Raw genomic sequence first — 18,012 nt, forward strand, 5'->3', positions numbered from 1 at the left:
CGGCCCCTCGGCCTCCGGCGCGGTGGCGGAGGGCAGGGGGGCGGCGACCGCGGCCGGCGCGGCGGCGGCGACCGGGGCGGCGGCAACCTGGGCCACCGCCTGCACGCTGATCTGCCGCGCGACGCGGATGCGCGAATCGCTCTCGACCAGCTCGATCTCTGTCAGGTCGGTCTCGCGCAGGATCTTCGCCAGCTCGCGGATCGCCGCGGGGTCGAACGTCACGCCCGCCATCAGGGCTCTCCTTCCTCTGCTAGCAGCCCCGCCATGGCGCGCAGCGCCAGCGCATAGCCCTGGATGCCAAGCCCCGCGATCACGCCGGTCGCGACCTTGGACACGTAGCTCAGATGCCGGAATGCCTCCCGGCGGTGGATGTTCGAGATGTGCACCTCGACGACCGGCAGCCCGACCGCCGCCAGCGCGTCCATCAGCGCGACGGAGGTGTGCGAATAGCCGGCCGGGTTGATCACGATCCCCGCCGCGCGGCCGCGGCATTCCTGCACCCAGGTGATCAGCTCGCCCTCGCCGTTGGTCTGGCGGAAGTCGATCGCGAGGCCGAGCTCCTCCGCCGCCTCGGCGCAGAGCGCCTCGACGTCGTCGAGCGTGGCGCGGCCATAGACCTCGGGCTGGCGGGTGCCGAGCATGTTGAGGTTCGGGCCGTTGAGGACGGCGATCAGCGGCGGGGTCAAGGAACGAACCCGTGAAGGAGCAGGGGCGCGGGGTCTAGCATGCGGCTCCGCGCCGGGCCAAGCCGGGCGCAGGGCTGGCCCCCGCGACGCCTCGCTTGCCCGCGCCCCGGCCGGTCGCCATGTTCCCGCGCATGACGTCCGCGACTGCACTCCGCATCGAGGTGAACGGGGAGCCGCGCGAGGTCGCCGAAGGGGCGACCGTCGCCGACCTGCTGGCCGCGCTCGGCCTCGCCGCACCGAAGGTCGCGGTGGAGCGCAACCTCGAGATCGTGCCGCGCTCCGCCTGGGCCGCGACACGGCTCGCCCCCGGCGACCGGCTCGAGGTGGTCCATTTCATCGGAGGGGGATGACCCCATGCCTGACGACGGCTTGCCCCTCGGCGACGACAGCTGGACCGTCGCCGGTCGGCGCTTCCGCTCCCGCCTGATCGTCGGCACGGGCCGCTACAGGGATCTGGAGGAGACGGCCCGTGCGATCGAGGCCTCGGGGGCCGAGATCGTCACCGTGGCCGTCCGCCGGGTGAACCTCTCCGATGCCTCGGCGCCGATGCTGCAGGATTTCGTGCCGCCGGACCGCTACACCTACCTGCCCAACACCGCCGGCTGCCACACCGCGCAGGACGCCGTCCGCACGCTGCGCCTGGCGCGCGAGGCGGGGGGGTGGAACCTGGTCAAGCTCGAGGTCCTCGGCCCGCCGCCCTTCCTCTACCCGGACATGAAGGCGACGCTGGAGGCGGCCGAGGCGCTGGTGAAGGACGGCTTCGAGGTGATGGTCTACTGCGCCGACGACCCGGTGGCGGCGAAGCGGCTGGAGGAGATGGGCTGCGTCGCCATCATGCCGCTCGGCTCGCCGATCGGCTCGGGCTTGGGCATCTCCAACCCCTTCATGATCCAGAGCATCGTGCAGCAGTCGGAGGTGCCGGTGCTGGTGGATGCCGGGATCGGCACGGCGAGCGAGGCGGCGCAGGCGATGGAACTCGGCTGCGAGGCGGTGCTGCTGAACTCCGCCATCGCCCATGCCCGCGACCCGGTGCGGATGGCGGTTGCGATGAAGCATGCGGTGATCGCCGGCCGGGCCGCCTACCTCGCCGGCCGGATGCCGCGCAGCGGCGCCGCGGACCCGTCCTCCCCGCTCTCCGGCCTGATCCGCTAGCGGCGGCGGCGCCCCCCGTCCGGCGGATTCGCGCGCCGAGTCGGGAACGGGCCGGATCGGCTCCCGGAGCCCGGCGACCTTCCGGGCGGCTTTCCGGCCCCTCCCAAGAAGGGCCAGAAAAAAATGCGCCCTGCCGGGATTTTCCGCTTGTGCGGGGGGGAGGCAGGGTCTAACTGCCCCCGCAGACGCAGTACGCACGTGCCTCTGGCCCCAGGCCCACGGAACCGCTGGCCGCTCCCCCGATAAGGAGCCCAGCCCAGGTCACCGCGGCGCAAGGTTTACGCAACGACGTCAAGCGTTCCGGCACCCGGAGCCGCCCCGTCAGGGGTGAAGCCGGGAGACTTCCGCTGGTTCGTTGGACCGTTTCGTCAACACTGGGGCCGCCCTGTTTCGCGGTCTCCGCCGAAGGAATGGGAGTGGGGCGCGATGAACCCGAAGATCGCTGCCTTTCTGCGCACGCATCAGCCGGCCACGCCGTGCCTCGTGCTCGACGTCGACACGGTCGAGGCGAACTATCGCCGGCTGCTCGGCGCCATGCCGCTCGCCCGCGTCTACTACGCCGTGAAGGCCAATCCGGCCTCGCCGATCCTCGAGCGCCTGACCACGCTCGGCTCCTCCTTCGACGCCGCGTCCTATGAGGAGGTCGAGGCCTGCCTCGCCGCCGGCGCCGCGCCGGAGCGCATCTCCTTCGGCAACACGGTGAAGAAGGAAAGCGCGATCAAGGCCGCCTTCGAGAAGGGCGTGACCATGTTCGCCTTCGACTCCGAGCCGGAGCTGAAGAAGCTCGCCCGCTCGGCGCCGGGTGCCCGCGTCTATTGCCGCATCCTCGTCGAGAACAAGGGCGCCGAGTGGCCGCTCAGCCGCAAGTTCGGCTGCGAGGCGAAGATGGCGGTCGAGCTGATGAAGAAGGCGGGCGAGTGGGGCCTCGACCCCTACGGCATCTCCTTCCATGTCGGCTCCCAGCAGACCCGCACCGACGCCTATGAGGCGGCGATCGCGCAGGTCGCGATGATCTTCACCGATCTCCGCGATGCCGGCGTGACGCTGCGCATGGTGAACCTCGGCGGCGGCTACCCGGTGCGCTACCGCGCCGAGGTGCCGGGCATCGACGATTTCGGCGCGGCCATCATGGGCGCGATGGCCGAGCATTTCGGCAACGCCCTGCCCGAGATCGTGGTCGAGCCCGGCCGCTTCCTGGTCGGCGAGGCCGGCGTGGTGGACACCGAGGTCGTGCTCGTCTCCCGCAAGGCCGAGGACGACCCGGTGCGCTGGGTCTATCTCGACATCGGCCGTTTCGGCGGGCTGGCCGAGACCGAGGGCGAGGCGATCCGCTACGCCTTCCGCACGCCGCATGACGGCACGGCGGACGGGCCGGTGACCATCGCAGGCCCGACCTGCGACAGCACGGACACGCTGTACGAGAAGTCCAACTACCGCCTGCCGCTGGCGCTCGACTCCGGCGACCGCGTGCAGCTGCTCGCGACCGGGGCCTATGTGACGACCTACGCGTCGCAGGGCTTCAACGGCTTCCGCCCGCTCGCCGAGCACTACATCTGACGGCGCCGCCCTGGCCCTCGCGGGGTCAGGGCGCCGCCTCCAGCAGCGTCAGCGTCGCCGCGTCCGGCTCGCCGCCGAAGAAGCGGTCCAGCGCCTCGCGGAACGCGGGCTGCTCCGGAGCCGCCCGGGCGAACAGCGTCATGCAGGAGCGGAACTTGAGGTCGTCGGGACTGCCGAGGATCTCCCGCGCCGTGCGGCCCTCCACCCCCAGGACCAGCCGCGTGCACTCCGCCAGCCGCGGCCCCAGCACCGGATGCGACGCATAGGCGCGCGCCTCGGGCAGCCCGCTGATCCCGTAGTAATGCGCCATCTCGCTGCGCCCGAGGCCGCGGAGCTGGGGGAAGACGAACCACATCCAATGGCTCCGCTTCCGGCCTGCCGCGAGCTCCGCGCGGACCTGGCCGATGAGCGGCTCCTGCGCCCGCAGGAAGCGGTCCAGGTCGAAGCTGTCCGGCATGCGCCGAGCCTACATGATGCGCCGCCCCCGCGCCTGCGCTCCGCGCGGCCATGTCCCGTGGTCGGCTATTCTGCCGCTTTTTCCGGTCATTCTGCCTTGGCGCCGTTGCTTTTTCGGCGCTAGGGTGGCGCCGCCATGGACGAAGTCGATCGCAACCTCATCCTGGCGCTGCAGCAGGACAGCGCCGCAGGCCTCGCCGAACTGTCGAAGGCCGCCGGCCTCTCGGTGTCCGCGACCGCGGAGCGGGTCAAGCGGCTGGAGGAGCGGGGCGTGATCCGCGGCTGGCGGATCGAGCTCGACCCCGTCGCGGCGGGCTGCCCGCTGCTCGCCTTCGTCTTCGTCGCCATGCGCCCCGGCCGCGACGACGCGGCCTTCCTCAAGGCCATGAAGCGGCATGAGGCGGTGCTGGAGTGCCACACGGTGACCGGCCCGTGGTGCTACCTGATCAAGCTCCGCCTGCCCGACATCGCCGCGCTGGAGACCTTCGTCTCGGACGAGATCCGCGGCCAGCCAGGGGTGGAGCGGACGGAGACCATCCTGGCGCTGGCCAGCCCGAAGGAGACGGCGATCCTGCCGGTGGCGCCCGCCACGGAGGAATAGCGCGGGCCGCCTGCCGGCGCGCCCGGCGCGCTCACTCCGGCCGTGCCGGGAGCGCAGTGATCCAGGCGCGGATATCGGGCACGCGCGTCTCGTCGGGCAGGAGGGTGAGCGAGACGAGCCGGCTGCCCGTGGTCTCGCGGCCGGCCTCGCCGAGACGGATCGGCCGCCCGCGCCGCGCCTCGGCCGTGGCGCCGACGAAGATCACCCGCGGTGCCCCGTCATCGCCGAAATCGGCCGACAGCAGCACGCCGTCATCGGTCCGATGGAGGCCGGGCGCGTCGTCATGCATCGTCACGACGCGCACCGCCGTCGGCCGCAATGCGCGCCGCCCACCCGCGGCGCGTGCCCGGTGGCGCGCCTCGTCCCGCTCCTCCTCGTCGCGCCGCCGCAGCGCCTTGAGCCGGTCGATGTCGCGCTGGTGCAGCAAGCCCGCCTCGGCCCGCAGCCACATCCCGATATCGGCCGCCCGCGTCAGCGCGGGCCCGAGCCGCGTGCCCCGCAGCGCGCGGATGCGGTCGATCAGGAAGCGCCTGGGCTTCTGCTCGTCGTGGCTCCAGGCGCCGACCTCGCGGATCTCGGGGAAGCCGTCGGGGCCGCGCGTTCCGTGCAGGCTGCGGATGGTCACCTGGCGCTCGCCCGACGGCTCGCCGGGCGCGTCGTAGCCGATCCAGGCATCGCGCTTGAGGTTGGCGGCCAGCGGCGGCGGCTCGTCCGGCGTCGCAGGGGCGGCTGCCTGCCCCGGTTCGGCCTTGTCGGCCGCCGGGTCCGGCGCGGCCGGTTCCACCGGCCGCATCGGCGCAGCAGGCCTGGTGCGCGGAGACCCGAGGCCGCCGACCAGTGCCGTCAGGCGCGACACGAGGGCCAGCGCAGGCTTCATCCAGGACCCTCGGAGGGAAGAGGCGGAAGGGGAAAGGCGGGAGGGGAGAGCGGCACCAACAATTGTTCTAAACGTGGAAGCATTGCAACGAACTGAATCAAGAAAGAGACGCGGCGCCCGCAACCCTGGGCTGTGACCCTCGCCCCCCGGTCAGTTCGGCCGCACCCCAATGGCCAGCGTCCGCTCGTCCATCCGCGGTTCGTGGACGAGGCCCCGGCGCAGCGCCCAGACATTCGTCAGGTGGACGAGCGGGAACATCGGCACGTTCTCGGCCGACCATCGCACCAGGCGGTGGATCGCCGCCTCGCGCCGGGCGTCGTCCATGATGGTCTCGGCCTCGGCCAGCATCGCGTCGAACTCGGGGGCGGAGAAGCGCCGCTGGTTGGCGGATCCGGTGCGCCGTTCGCGGTCGAAGGTCGCGAGCACCGATTTCGGGAAGGACAGGCCCTCCCCGGTGGTGCTGCCCCAGCTCCCGAGCGTCATGGAGAATTCCTGCCGCGCGACGCGCGCGGAATAGCTCGCCCAGGGCAGGGCCTCCACCGCGGTCTGCACGCCGACCCGGCTCCACATCTGCGCCACCGCCTGCGACAGCCGCGCGTCGTTCGGGAAGCGGTCGTTCATCGTGTGCAGCGTCATGCGGAAGCCGTTCGGGAAGCCGGCCTCCGCCAGCAGGCGCCGCGCGCCTTCGGGGTCGAAGGCCGGCGGGCGCGTTTCGGGATCGTGCGACCAGGCGCCCGGCGGCAGCCATTGGCCGGCCGGGATGGCGAGCCCGTCCATCGCGCGCTCCGCCAGCGCCTCCCGGTTGATCGCCATGTTGAGGGCGCGCCGCACCCGGACGTCGAGGAAGGGGTTGCGCGGCAGCGGCCGGCCTTCGGTGTCGGTGACGAAGGGCAGGGCGCCGCTGCGGGAGAAATCCGGCCCGAGATGCGCGAGGCGCAGCGAGCCGATCTCCGACACCGCGATGCGCGGGTCGCGCCGGAGGCGCGGCAGGTCGGTGGGCGCGACCTGGTCGATCAGGTCGACGTCGCCGGCCAGCAGCGCGGCGGTGCGCGCAGGATCGGCCGCGACGAAGCGATAGGAGACGCGCGCCCAGGGCTGCGCCCCGGCGAAATAGGCGTCGTGGCGCGCGAGTTCCGTTCGGTCGCCCTGGCGATGCGCGACGATCCGGTAGGGACCGGTGCCGATCGCGGCGCGGCCGGCATTGTAGTCCTCGGTCGCCGCGCCGCTTCCGGCGTGGCGCGAGACGATGAAGACGCTGGCGAGTTCGGGCAGCAACACCGGGTTCGGCCAATGCGTCTCGATGCGCAGCGTGAACGGGTCGGGCGCGCTGGCGCCCTTCACGCTCCGCAGCGTGGCGCCGAAGCCGCCCGGGCTGTTCGGCACGTTGGGCGCGCGCTCGAGGGTGAAGAGCACGTCGTCGGCTGTGAAGGGCCGGCCGTCGTGCCAGGTGACGTCGCGGCGCAGCCGGAATTCCCATTCGGTGTCGGAGATCAGCCGCCAGGATTCCGCCAGCTGCGGGCGGATGCGCGCCTGCGCGTCGCGGTCGACGAGACGGCCGAAGATGTGCTCGGCGATCGCGTTGTTCGGCGCTGCGTTGAAGAAATGCGGGTCGAGCGAGGTGATCGCCCCGCCCGTCGCGATGGTCAGCGTCTGGCCCAGCGCGGGCGAGGCGAGCAGCGCGGCCACCGCGGCGGCAAGGGCGGACCTGGTCATGTGTCGCTCCATGGCTGCGGGGAGCGTAGCAGGATCGGCGGGTCCTTCCGCCAGGAGTTCGGGAGGGGCGGCGCCCCTCCCGCCCCCCGCTCAGTTCGGGCGGGCGCCCATCGCTGTGGTGCGCTCGTCCATCCGCGCCTGGTAGGTCACCGGCCGGCGGCTCGCCCAGGTGTGGTTGAGCTGCACGATCGGCATGATCGGCGCATTCTCCGCCACCCAGCGGACCGCCTCGCGCGACAGGCGCTCGCGCTCGGCGTCGTCGAGGGTGGCGGCGATGCGGTCCGTCATCGCGTCGAGCTCGGGCGAGGAGAAGCGGCCGGAGTTGGACGCACCCGTCCGCTTCTCGCGGTCGAAGGTCGCCATGATGTTGACGAGCATGTAGCTGGCCTCGGCCGTGACGCTGCCCCAGCTGGTCAGGCGCATGCCGTATTCCTGCCGCGCGGAGCGGGTGGAGAAGGTGGCCCAGGGTTGCGCTTCGACCTGGGTCTGCACGCCGATGCGCGTCCAGTTCTGCGCGACGGCCTGGGCGATGCGGCTGTCGTTCGGGAAGCGGTCGTTCGGCGTGGTCAGCACGAGGCGGAAGCCGTTCGGGAAGCCGGCCTCGGCCAGCAGGCGCCGCGCCCCGTCGAGGTCGGCCGGACGCGCCGTGACATCCGGGTTGTGGCCGAAGACGCCGGGCGGCAGCCACTGCGCGTTGGGCGTCGCCTGGCCTTCCATCACGCGCTCCGCGATCGTGTCGCGGGCGATCGACATGTTCAGCGCACGGCGCACGCGCACGTCGTGAAAGGGGTTCTGCGCCAGCGGCTGGCCATTGTTGTCAGTGACGCCCGGCACGGCGCCGGTGCGCGAGAAATCCGCCATCAGGTAGACGACGCGCAGGCCCTGCACCTCGCTCACCGCGACGCGCTGCTCGCGCCGGAGCCGCGCGAGGTCGGAGGAGGCGACCTGGTCGATCACGTCCACGTCGCCGGCCAGCAGCGCGGCCGAGCGGGCGGCGTCGTTGGCGACGAAGCGGTAGGACACGCGCTGCCAGTGCTGCCGCGGGCCCCAATGCGCGTCGTTGCGCGTCATCTCCGTCCGGTCGCCCTGGCGGTGGCTCGCGAAGCGGAAGGGCCCGGTGCCGATCGCCGCGCGGCCGGCATTGTAGTCCTCGGTCGAGGCACCCTCGCCGACATGGCGGGAGATGATGAAGATCGAGGCGATCTCGGTCGGCAGGATAGGGTTCGGGTAGGAGGTGTGGAAGCGGACCGTCAGCGGGTCCACCACCTCGGTCCGCTCGATCGAGCGGATGAAGCCGGTGAAGCCGCCCGGGCTGTTCGGCACGTTCGGCACGCGCGACAGGGTGAAGACCACGTCGTCGGCGGTGAAGGGCCGACCGTCATGCCAGGTCACGTTCGGCCGCAGCTTGAATTCCCAGACCCGCGGCGAGACGGCACGCCACTCGGTGGCCAGCCCGGGCTGCAGCTTCGCGTCGTGGGTCCGGTCCACCAGCGTCTCGAAGAAGTGCAGCGCGAGCGAGGAGTTGGGCGCGGCGTTGAAGAAGTGCGGATCCACCGAGGTGACAGACCCGCCGGTCGCGATGGTCAGGTTCTGGCTGAGCGCCTGCGGGGCGACGGTCGCGGCGACAGGGGCGGCGAGCGCGGCCGCAAGCAGCGCGCGGCGAAGACGGGGCATCAACGGTTCTCCCTCTGGAACGGTCCGGTGAGCTCAGCCTAGCTTCGCCCTGCCCGGACTGCTACAGATCGGTGCACGGGGAACTTCCGGGACCTGGGAGACAATGATGCGAACGGGCATCCGGGCGGCCGGCATGGCTGCCGCTTCGGCGTTGGCGCTGACCGCGGGCCAGGCAGCGGCGCAGGCGCCAACGACCTTGACCATGGCGGTCGGTGCACCGGTCACCTCGCTCGACCCCCACTTCCACCAGCTGTCGCCGAACAACGCCGTCAGCGACATGATCTTCGACAAGCTGGTGGACACCGACGCGCAGGCGCGGAACATCCCTGGCCTCGCCACCGAATGGCGCGCCGTCGGCCCGACCACCTGGGAATTCAAGCTGCGTCCCGGCGTGCGCTTCCACAACGGCAGCGAGTTCACGGCCGAGGACGTGGCGTTCACGCTGCAGCGCCTGCCGAACGTGCCGAACGCGCCATCGTCCTTCGCCGCCTTCTCGCGCCCGATCCAGCGCATCGAGATCGTGGATCCGCTGACCATCCGCTTCCACACCGCGGCCCCCTATCCGCTGCTGCCGCTCGACATGACCAATGTGCGCATCATCGATGCGCAGACGCACGCCAACGTCACGACGGAGGGCTTCAACTCCGGCGGCCTCGCCATCGGAACCGGCCCCTTCCGCGTCGTGCAGCACCGCTCCGGCGACCGCATCGAGTTCGAGCGCAATGCCGAGTACTGGGGCGGCGCGCCGCATTTCCAGCGCGTCTCCTACCGGATGATCACCAACGACGCGGCGCGCACCGCGGGGCTGCTGGCCGGCGACCTCGACTTCATCGACCAGGTGCCGACCACCGACATCGCGCGGCTGCGCAACGACCCGCGGCTGCACCTGTCGGAGATCGTAGGCCTGCGGCTGATCTTCCTCGGCCTCGACCACCTGCGCGCCGAGAACGAGAACAGCCCGCACATCACCGACAACGACGGCCGGCCGCTGGGGCGCAACCCGCTGCGCGACGTGCGCGTGCGCCGCGCGCTCTCCATGGCGATCGACCGCGAGGCGATCACGGGCCGCATCATGGACGGAGCGGCGACGCCAGCGAACCAGTTCCTGCCGCCCGGCACCTTCAGCCACGTCGCCGACCTGCCACCGATCCGCTTCGACCCCGATGGCGCGCGCCGACTGTTGGCAGAGGCGGGCTACCCGAACGGCTTCCGCATCCAGCTCAACACGCCGAACGACCGCTACATCAACGACGCCCGCATCGCCCAGGCGGTCGGCGCGATGTGGACGCGCATCGGCGTCCGCACGAGCGTCGAGGCGCAGACCTGGGCAGTCTTCGTCAATCGTGCTGGTCGGCAGGAATACTCCGCGCACCTGATCGGCTGGGGCTCGAACCCCGACGGCAGCCACCCGATGCGCAACATCATCGCGACCGCCAGCGCCGAGCGGGGCTGGGGCGCCTCCAACCGCGGCCGCTACTCCAACCCGCGCCTGGATGCCCTGCTCGTCCAGGCGATGGCGGAACTGGACGAGGGGCGCCGCGAGCGGCTGCTGGTGGACATCCAGCGCATGGCCGCCGAGGACGTCGCGGTCATCCCGCTGCACATCCAGACCAATATCTGGGCGATGCGGCGCAGCCTGCAGCACAGCGCGCGGGTGGACGAGCTCACCCGGGCGCAGGATGTGCGTCCGGCGACGATGCGCTGAGCCCGAAGCTGGTGACCACGCCGCGCCCGGAGCGCGTCATGCACCCGCGCGTGGTGCGCGTCTTGCATCACCCGGCTCCGCGGCAGGTGTCCACGACGCCGGCCGCGGCACCGGATAGGCCCCTCGGCCGCGCGGGCGGAGCGTAACGCATGTCGGTCTATCTTCTTCGTCGCCTGATCCAGGCGGTCGGCGTCGTCTTCGCCATGTCGCTGATCGTCTTCATCGGCGTCTTCGCGATCGGCGACCCGGTCGAGATCCTGATCAGCCCCGACGCCGACCAGATCGAGCGCGAGCGCGCCATCCGCGCTCTCGGCCTCGACCTGCCGCTCTGGCAGCAATACCTGGTGTTCCTCGGCAAGGCGCTGCAGGGCGACCTCGGCCGCAGCTTCGTCTTCAACGAGCCCGCGCTGCAGCTGATCCTCCAGCGCATGCCGGCGACGCTGGAGCTCGCCTTCGCGGCGACGATCGGCGCCATCATCATCGGCCTGCCGCTCGGCCTCTATGCCGGCCTGCGGCCCGACAGCGCCGGATCCAAGGTGATCATGGCGGGCTCCATCCTGGGCTTCTCGCTGCCGACCTTCTGGGTCGGTCTGATGCTGATCATGGTCTTCGCCGTGCAGCTCGGCTGGCTGCCCTCGACGGGCCGCGGCGAGACGGTCGAGGTGCTGGGGATGCGCTGGTCCTTCCTGACCTGGAACGGCATCACGCATCTCATCATGCCGGCGCTGAACCTCGCGCTCTTCAAGATCAGCCTGGTCATCCGGCTGACGCGCGCGGGCGTCCGAGAGACGATGCTGATGGACTACGTGAAGTTCGCGCGCGCCAAGGGCCTCAGCCCCTTCCGCGTGACCTTCGTCCACGTGTTCAAGAACATCCTGATCCCGGTGGTGACGGTCACCGGCCTCGAATTCGGCTCGACCATCGCCTTCAGCGTGGTGACGGAATCGATCTTCGCCTGGCCGGGCATGGGCAAGCTGATCATCGACAGCATCAACGTGCTCGACCGGCCGGTGATCGTCGCCTACCTGATGATCATCGTGCTGATGTTCATCACCATCAACCTGATCGTGGACCTCACCTATTCCCTGCTCGACCCGCGCGTCAGGCTGGAGGGCAAATGAGATGAGCATCGCCCTCGAGACCGCGGCCGCCACTCGCGAGCGCGTCGAGACGCCCTTCCGCCGCTTCGTCTCGGAATTCTGCGAGTCGAAGCTGGCGCTGTTCGGCCTCGCCGTCTTCACCTTCATCGCCCTGCTCGCGATCCTGGCCCCCTGGATCGCGCCGCAGAATCCCTACGACCTCGCGGTGCTCGACATCATGGACGGCCGGCTGGAACCGGGGTCGAAGTCGGGCGACGGGACGATCACCTTCTGGCTCGGCACCGACGACCAGGGCCGCGACATGCTCTCCGGCATCATGTACGGCCTGCGCATCTCGCTGATGGTGGGCGCCGGCTCGGCGCTGCTGGCCTGCATCGTCGGCGCCTCGCTCGGCCTTCTCGCGGCCTATGCCGGCGGCAAGACCGACAGCGCGATCATGCGCGTGGTGGACCTGCAGCTCTCCTTCCCCGCGATCCTCGTGGCGCTGATGATCCTCGCCTTCCTCGGCAAGTCGATCGCCAACGTCGTCATCGCGATCGTCGTCGTGGAATGGGCCTACTACGCCCGCACCGTGCGCGGCACCGCGCTGGTGGAACGCCGGCGCGAATACATCGAGGCGGCGCAGTGCCTCGCGCTGCCGACGCGGCGTATCCTGTTCCGCCACCTGCTGCCGAACTGCCTGCCGCCGCTGATCGTCATCGGCACCATGCAGGTCGCGCGCGCCATCGCGCTCGAGGCGACGCTGTCGTTCCTCGGCCTCGGCGTCCCGATCACCGAGCCCTCGCTCGGGCTGCTGATCGCCAACGGCTACGAGTACATGCTGAGCGGCAAGTACTGGATCAGCTTCTACCCTGGCATCGCGCTGCTGGTGACGATCGTGGCGATCAACCTCGTCGGCGACCACCTGCGCGACGTTCTCAATCCCCGGCTCAAGAAATGAGCCGGGGATTGAGCGTCTTGTGCCCTCAGGCGCCGGGCGCGGCCTCCGGCCGCTTGGCTCGCGCGCCTCAGACATGGTGCGCTCGTGCGACGGTTGCGCGGCGCGCGCCGGCCGCCATGCGGCCGGATACTCGGAAGGTGGCGTCCGGTGACTGAGGTTCCGACACTCGAGGTCCGCAACCTCCGCACCCACTTCTTCACCCGCGCCGGCGTGGTGAAGGCGGTGGATGACGTCTCCTTCACCGTCCCGCGCGGCAAGGTCCTGGGCCTCGTCGGCGAGTCCGGCTCCGGCAAGTCGGTCACCGGCTTCTCGGTGATGGGCCTCGTCGACCCGCCGGGCCGCATCGTCTCCGGCCAGATCCTGTTCAAGGGGCAGGACCTGACGCAGCTCTCCGACGAGGAGATGCGCCAGCTCCGCGGCAACCGGATCGCGATGATCTTCCAGGACCCGATGATGACGCTCAATCCGGTCCTGCGCGTCGACACCCAGATGATCGAGACGGTGCTGGCGCATGAGAAGGTGCCGGAAGAGGAAGCCCGCCGCCGCGCCCGCGACGCGCTCGGCATGGTCGGCATCCCCTCGCCGGACGAGCGGCTGAAATCCTACCCGCACCAGTTCTCGGGCGGCATGCGCCAGCGCGTGGCCATCGCGATCGCGCTGCTGCACCGCCCCGACCTGATCGTGGCGGACGAGCCCACCACCGCGCTCGACGTGACGATCCAGGGCCAGATCCTGGCGGAGGTCCAGAAGCTCGCCGCCACCACCGGCACCTCGCTGATCTGGATCACGCACGACCTCTCCGTCGTCGCCGGCCTCGCCGACGACATCGCGGTGATGTACGCGGGCAAGATCGTGGAGCAGGGCGATGTGGGCGAGGTGCTGGACAGCCCGCTGCATCCCTACACCCACGGCCTGATCGGCAGCGTGCCCTCGCGCAACCGCCGCGGCGAGCCGCTGCGCCAGATCCCCGGCATGACGCCCTCGCTGCTCAGCCTCGCGCCCGGCTGCGCCTTCCGCGCCCGCTGCCCGCGCGCGGCCGATGATTGCGGCGTGATGCCCGAGCTCTCCGAATGGCGCCCCGCCCGCCTCGCGCGCTGCCACCACCCGCATCTCGAGACCGCGGAGCAGGCGGCATGAGCGAGGTGATCGACCAACACGCCCCGCGCGTCTTCTCCGACACCGAGACGCCGATGGTGGAGCTGCGCGGCGTCAGCCGCCGCTTCGCCAAGAAGCTCGACGTCGCCGCCAAGCTCGCGCGCCGCCTCGGCGCCGACGTGAAGGAGGAGATCGTCCACGCGGTGGACAAGGTCGATCTCCGCGTCCGCAAGGGCGAGGTGGTCGGCCTCGTCGGCGAGTCCGGCTGCGGCAAGTCCACGCTCGGGCGCATCGTCGCGGGCATCCTGCCGCAATCCGACGGCCAGGTGTTCTGGAACGGCAAGGACGTCGCGACCCTGGCCGGGGCAGAGGCGCGCGACGCCAAGCTCAAGCGCCAGATGATCTTCCAGGATCCCTACGCCTCGCTGAACCCGCGCATGCGGGTGGCCGACATCGTGGGCGAGGCGCCACAGGTGCATGGCCTGGTGAAGCGCGGCGGCTTCGACGAATACGTGGACGAGCAGATGCGCCGCGCCGGCCTCGACCCGGCCTTCAAGCGCCGCTACCCGCACCAGTTCTCGGGCGGACAGCGCCAGCGCATCGGCATCGCGCGCGCGCTGGCCGTGCAGCCGGAATTCATCGTCTGCGACGAGGCGGTGGCGGCCCTCGACGTCTCGATCCAGGCGCAGATCCTCAACCTCTTCATGCGGCTCCGGCGCGAGCTGGACCTGACCTACCTCTTCATCAGCCACGATCTCGGCGTGGTGGAGCACCTCTCCGACCGCGTGGTGATCATGTATCTCGGCCGCGTGGTGGAGGAGGCGCCGACCGACCGCGTCTTCAAGGCGCCGAACCACCCCTACACGCGTTCGCTGCTCGACAGCGTGCCGCGGATCGAGAACCGCAAGCGCGCCTTCGCGGTGGTGAAGGGCGAGATCCCGAGCCCGCTGAACCCGCCCCCGGGCTGCCACTTCCACCCGCGCTGCCCGCTCGCCTTCGATCGCTGCAGGGTCGAGGTCCCGAAGCTGCGCGAGGTCGCGCCCGGCCACCGCAGCGCCTGTCACCTGAACGACGCGGCATGAGCCCATCCTCTCCCTCCCCCGGAGGCGGGGGAGGGTCGGGGTGGGGGGACGAGGATTCGCGGGCGGCGACGCCCCCCTTCCGTGCCCAATGGGAATCCGCGGCACTCGTCGCCGACTTCCTCGCCGGCCGCGACGCGGCGACCGACCCGCTCTGGCAGGCATCCGCCGCCGTGGACGCCGCCGAATACGCGCGCTGGGCCGACCATCTCTGCGGCTGCGCCTGCCTGCAGATGGCGTTCGGCGCGCTCGGCCGCGACATCCCGCCGATCCACGCCATCCGTCGCGAAATCCAGGCGCTGGGCGGCTATGTCGAACTGCCCGACGGCTCGATCCGCGGGCTGATCTATGCAGGCGCCGTCGCCTGGCTCGCGGGGCAGGGCATCCCGGCCCGGATCGCGCTCGACCTCGCTGTCGCGGACATCCCGGCGCTCCTCGATGGCGGCAGGCTGTTCGTCGCCTCCGTCCACCCCGCGATCCGACGGCCGGAGGCCGATCCGCCCGCGCGTGGCGGCCACCTGGTCCTCGTCTTCGGCGCCGATGCGGCGGGTGCCCTCAGGCTGCACAACCCTTCCGGCCATGACGAGGCGACGCGGCGCGACGTGCGCCTCGCCCCGGAGGCCTTCGCGCGTTTCTTCGCCGGGCGGGGGATCGTGATCGGCTGAGAGCCGGCCGAAGGGGCCGGCCGCGGGTCTCAGGTGCTCTTCAGGTCGCCGCCCTGGCCACGGCCGCGCCCGGGCCTGTCGGTCGGATCGGTGTCGGTCGGACCAGCTGGCGGACGTTGCGGCTGGCCCCCGCGATTGCCGCCGCGCCCCTGCCCGGGCGGATCGGTCGGGTCGGAATCGCTCATGCCCGTCTGCGGGCCGCGGTTGCCGCCGCGCCCCTGCCCGGGCGGATCGGTCGGGTCGGAATCGCTCATGCCCGTCTGCGGGCCGCGGTTGCCGCCGCGCCCCTGCCCGGGTGGATCGGTCGGGTCGGAATCGCTCATCCCGGTCTGCGGGCCGCGATTGCCGCCGCGCCCCTGTCCGGGCGGGTCGGTCGGGTCGGAATCGCTGACACCCGCCTGACCGCCGCGGTTGCCGCCCCGCCCGCCCCCTGCGGGATCGGAGGGATCGTTGTCGGTGACGCCCGTGCGCGGCCGGGCTCCGCCCCGACCCTGCCCGGGCGGGTCCGTCGGATCCGAATCGCTCACCCCGCCGGGCCGTCCCTGGTTGCCGGTGCGGCCATTGCCCGGCGGATCGGTGGGATCGCTGTCGGTCAGGCCGGTGCGGGGCTGGGCCTGGGCGGGCGCCTTCCCGGCATTCGGCACGCCGCCGCCCCCCGACTTCGCGCCCTGCGCCAGCGCCACCCCGGGCATGGCCGCGCCCCCGATCGCGGCCAGGCGCAGCACGAACAGGCGGCGCCGCAGCGGCGAAACCGGATCCTCGGGCATCGGACTCTCCTTGCTCGCCTGCATGTTCCGCCCGCGCCCGGCTTGCGTCCAGAGCCAAGACGCACGCCGCCAGCGCCACGCGAGATGGGTCTTGCATCTATGTTCTTGTTATGTTCTTATGCTGTCCATGCGCACCCGCTTCGTCCCGGCTTATGAGGCCGCCGCCATCCCGGCCGATCTCCGCATCCCGGCCCCGCCGCGCTTCGTCTGGATTCCCGCCCGTCGCGAGCCCGCCTGGCGGGAGGCGATGCGCTGGGCACTGATCGGCCTGAGCGCCAGTTGGGCGGCCGGGGAGGTCACGCTGCTGCTGCTCGGCCTCTGAGCGGCAGGGGGCAGGCCGGCGAGGCGCATTTGTCCGAAACCGCGTCGCGACACCCGCAACACATGCAAAGCGCCGCTGGTCCAGACGGACATCCCACCCAGGAGGACGCCGTGACCGAAGCCCCCCCGTCCGCGCTCAGCCATGTCTCGCTCGGCACCAACGACTTCGACCGGGCGGTCGCCTTCTACGACCGTGTCCTGGCCCCGCTCGGGATCCGCCGGGTGATGTCCTTCCCGGGCGGCGTCGGCTGGGGCCGGCAGTTTCCGGAGTTCTGGATCCAGACGCCGATCGACGGCCGTGCGGCCGCGGCCGGCAACGGCACGCATGTCGCGTTCCTCGCCGCCGACCGTGCCGCGGTCGACGCCTTCCACGCCGAGGGCCTGGCCGCCGGCGGGCGGTGCGAGGGGCCGCCGGGCCCGCGCCCGGACTACGAGGCCGGCTACTACGCCGCCTTCCTGCGCGACCTCGACGGCCACAAGATCGAGGCGATGCTGATCGAGCACGCCGGCTGACCGGCGCGGCGCCCGCTCAGGCGGGCAGCGTCACCAGCGCGCTCAGGCCGCCGCCCTGCCGGTTGCGCAGCACCACGTCGCCGCCATGCGCGCGCAGGATGTTGCGCGCGATCGGCAGGCCGAGCCCGGTGCCGCCGGTCTCGCGGTTGCGGCTGGTCTCCAGCCGGCGGAAGGGCTGGAACACGCCTTCCAGCTCGTTCTCCGGCACGCCGGGCCCGTCATCCTCGATCGCGATGCGCAGCTGCGCCCCCGCCTGGGCCAGCGCCAGCCGCGCCGCATTGCCGTAGGCGAGCGCATTGCCGACGAGGTTGGCCAGCGCCCGCTTCAGCGCGACCGGGCGCGCGCGCACCGTCAGGTGCTCGGGTCCCTCATAGGCGATGTGGTCGGCCAGTTCCGGTGCCGCATCGGCCGCCTCGTCCAGCACCGTCCGGCAGAGCGCCGCGAGGTCCACCGCGACGGAGGGCTCGGCCGCCGCGTCGTCGCGGGCGAAGGCGAGGGTCGCGCCGATCATCGCCTCCATCTCCTCGAGGTCGGAGAGGATCTTGCGGCGCTGCTCGTCGTCGTCGAGCAGCTCGGCGCGCAGCTTGAGCCGGGTGATCGGCGTCTTCAGGTCGTGCCCGACCGCGGCGAGCATCTGGGTGCGGTCGCCGACGAAGCGGCGGATCCGCTCTGCCATGGTGTTGAAGGCCCGCGCCGCGGTCGCGACCTCGGCCGGGCCGTTCTCCGGCAGGGGGGGCGCGTTGACGTCGCGGCCGAGCCGCTCGGCCGCCGCCGCCAGGTCGCGCACCGGGCGTGTCAGCCGCCGCACCGCCCAGAGCGTCAGTCCCGCCGCGGCCAGCGTCATCAACACGAAGGCGATGAGGAAGGTCTCGGAATGCCAGGGCCGCGGCGGCGGCATCTCGATCCGCAGGTTCAGCCAGCCGGTGTCCGGCAGGCGCAGGCTGACGAGCAGGACGCCGGGCCGGCTGGCGCCGGAGACGATCGCCTCGCGCGGGCGCAGCCGCGGCGGCGCCGCCATGACGGCGTCGAGCCGGAGCAGCCGCAGCAGCGGCGCGGGCGCCGGATAGCCGGGCCGCGCCGTCGGCTCGTCGTCATAGGCGGCGCGCAGCCC

General features: G+C 71.7%; 19 protein-coding genes and 1 pseudogene. 12 read left to right on the top strand and 8 right to left on the bottom strand.

The window, feature by feature from the left end:
* Both L2I40_RS06925 and aroQ read right to left on the bottom strand, forming a co-directional pair.
* Positions 1 to 231 (bottom strand): annotated as a pseudogene (locus tag L2I40_RS06925) (acetyl-CoA carboxylase biotin carboxyl carrier protein); the annotation flags it as partial.
* Positions 231 to 686: a type II 3-dehydroquinate dehydratase gene (aroQ, locus tag L2I40_RS06930; RefSeq protein WP_237214145.1), complete on the bottom strand. Its 456-nt coding sequence runs from the start codon at positions 684 to 686 to the stop codon at positions 231 to 233. The pseudogene L2I40_RS06925 and the gene aroQ, both read right to left, overlap by 1 nt.
* A 131-nt stretch (positions 687 to 817) precedes the next feature.
* Between aroQ and thiS the strand changes: the two genes are divergently transcribed.
* The 3 genes from thiS to L2I40_RS06945 all read left to right on the top strand — a co-directional run bounded on the left by thiS (position 818) and on the right by L2I40_RS06945 (position 3,395).
* On the top strand, positions 818 to 1,036 hold the full coding sequence (gene thiS, locus L2I40_RS06935) for a sulfur carrier protein ThiS (RefSeq protein ID WP_237214146.1): 219 nt from the start codon (positions 818 to 820) through the stop codon (positions 1,034 to 1,036).
* 4 nt (positions 1,037 to 1,040) lie between these two features.
* A complete protein-coding gene (locus tag L2I40_RS06940; protein WP_237214148.1) occupies positions 1,041 to 1,838 on the top strand; it encodes a thiazole synthase in 798 nt (265 codons plus the stop codon).
* A 426-nt stretch (positions 1,839 to 2,264) separates the two neighbouring features.
* Entirely contained in the window at positions 2,265 to 3,395 is a 1,131-nt protein-coding gene (locus L2I40_RS06945; RefSeq protein ID WP_237214149.1) for a type III PLP-dependent enzyme, read from the top strand.
* Positions 3,396 to 3,420: 25 nt separating this feature from the next.
* Here L2I40_RS06945 and L2I40_RS06950 read toward each other — a convergent pair whose 3' ends face one another.
* Positions 3,421 to 3,852: a DUF1810 domain-containing protein gene (locus L2I40_RS06950; protein ID WP_237214156.1), complete on the bottom strand. Its 432-nt coding sequence runs from the start codon at positions 3,850 to 3,852 to the stop codon at positions 3,421 to 3,423.
* Positions 3,853 to 3,987: 135 nt separating this feature from the next.
* Between L2I40_RS06950 and L2I40_RS06955 the strand changes: the two genes are divergently transcribed.
* Positions 3,988 to 4,452 (top strand): Lrp/AsnC family transcriptional regulator, encoded by a 465-nt coding sequence (locus tag L2I40_RS06955; RefSeq protein ID WP_237214157.1) that lies wholly within the window; start codon positions 3,988 to 3,990, stop codon positions 4,450 to 4,452.
* Between the two features lie 31 nt (positions 4,453 to 4,483).
* Here the strand turns inward: L2I40_RS06955 and L2I40_RS06960 are convergent, their stop codons facing one another.
* The 3 genes from L2I40_RS06960 to L2I40_RS06970 form a co-directional block, all read right to left on the bottom strand.
* Complete coding sequence (locus L2I40_RS06960) at positions 4,484 to 5,329, bottom strand: hypothetical protein (protein ID WP_237214158.1); 846 nt, start codon at positions 5,327 to 5,329, stop codon at positions 4,484 to 4,486.
* A gap of 150 nt (positions 5,330 to 5,479) precedes the next feature.
* A complete protein-coding gene (locus L2I40_RS06965) occupies positions 5,480 to 7,042 on the bottom strand; it encodes an ABC transporter substrate-binding protein (RefSeq protein WP_237214159.1) in 1,563 nt (520 codons plus the stop codon).
* Between the two features lie 90 nt (positions 7,043 to 7,132).
* Positions 7,133 to 8,716 carry an ABC transporter substrate-binding protein gene (locus L2I40_RS06970; RefSeq protein WP_237214161.1) on the bottom strand — a complete coding sequence of 528 codons (1,584 nt, stop codon included), beginning with the start codon at positions 8,714 to 8,716 and terminating at the stop codon, positions 7,133 to 7,135.
* 133 nt (positions 8,717 to 8,849) lie between these two features.
* Here L2I40_RS06970 and L2I40_RS06975 point away from each other — a divergent pair, with 133 nt between their 5' ends.
* The 6 genes from L2I40_RS06975 (at position 8,850) to L2I40_RS07000 (ending at position 15,300) form a co-directional block, all read left to right on the top strand.
* A complete protein-coding gene (locus tag L2I40_RS06975) occupies positions 8,850 to 10,421 on the top strand; it encodes an ABC transporter substrate-binding protein (RefSeq protein ID WP_237214162.1) in 1,572 nt (523 codons plus the stop codon).
* Between the two features lie 149 nt (positions 10,422 to 10,570).
* Entirely contained in the window at positions 10,571 to 11,542 is a 972-nt protein-coding gene (locus tag L2I40_RS06980) for an ABC transporter permease (RefSeq protein ID WP_237214163.1), read from the top strand.
* 1 nt (position 11,543) lies between these two features.
* A complete protein-coding gene (locus L2I40_RS06985; RefSeq protein ID WP_237214164.1) occupies positions 11,544 to 12,461 on the top strand; it encodes an ABC transporter permease in 918 nt (305 codons plus the stop codon).
* Between the two features lie 147 nt (positions 12,462 to 12,608).
* Positions 12,609 to 13,598, top strand: coding sequence for an ABC transporter ATP-binding protein (locus L2I40_RS06990; RefSeq protein ID WP_237214165.1), 990 nt, complete (start codon positions 12,609 to 12,611; stop codon positions 13,596 to 13,598).
* Complete coding sequence (locus L2I40_RS06995; protein WP_237214166.1) at positions 13,595 to 14,638, top strand: ABC transporter ATP-binding protein; 1,044 nt, start codon at positions 13,595 to 13,597, stop codon at positions 14,636 to 14,638. Before L2I40_RS06990 ends, L2I40_RS06995 begins: the two co-directional genes overlap by 4 nt.
* On the top strand, positions 14,635 to 15,300 hold the full coding sequence (locus tag L2I40_RS07000) for a hypothetical protein (RefSeq protein WP_237214168.1): 666 nt from the start codon (positions 14,635 to 14,637) through the stop codon (positions 15,298 to 15,300). Before L2I40_RS06995 ends, L2I40_RS07000 begins: the two co-directional genes overlap by 4 nt.
* A 29-nt stretch (positions 15,301 to 15,329) precedes the next feature.
* Here the strand turns inward: L2I40_RS07000 and L2I40_RS07005 are convergent, their stop codons facing one another.
* On the bottom strand, positions 15,330 to 16,067 hold the full coding sequence (locus L2I40_RS07005; protein ID WP_237214170.1) for a hypothetical protein: 738 nt from the start codon (positions 16,065 to 16,067) through the stop codon (positions 15,330 to 15,332).
* 127 nt (positions 16,068 to 16,194) lie between these two features.
* Between L2I40_RS07005 and L2I40_RS07010 the strand changes: the two genes are divergently transcribed.
* Both L2I40_RS07010 and L2I40_RS07015 read left to right on the top strand, forming a co-directional pair.
* A complete protein-coding gene (locus L2I40_RS07010; protein WP_237214171.1) occupies positions 16,195 to 16,389 on the top strand; it encodes a hypothetical protein in 195 nt (64 codons plus the stop codon).
* A 110-nt stretch (positions 16,390 to 16,499) separates the two neighbouring features.
* A complete protein-coding gene (locus L2I40_RS07015) occupies positions 16,500 to 16,901 on the top strand; it encodes a VOC family protein (RefSeq protein WP_237214172.1) in 402 nt (133 codons plus the stop codon).
* A gap of 16 nt (positions 16,902 to 16,917) precedes the next feature.
* Here L2I40_RS07015 and L2I40_RS07020 read toward each other — a convergent pair.
* The coding region (locus L2I40_RS07020; protein ID WP_237214173.1) for an ATP-binding protein at positions 16,918 to 18,012 on the bottom strand (1,095 nt) is incomplete at its 5' end.

The organism is Falsiroseomonas oryziterrae (genome assembly GCF_021864505.1).
GTDB classification, from domain to species: Bacteria; Pseudomonadota; Alphaproteobacteria; order Acetobacterales; family Acetobacteraceae; genus Falsiroseomonas; species Falsiroseomonas oryziterrae.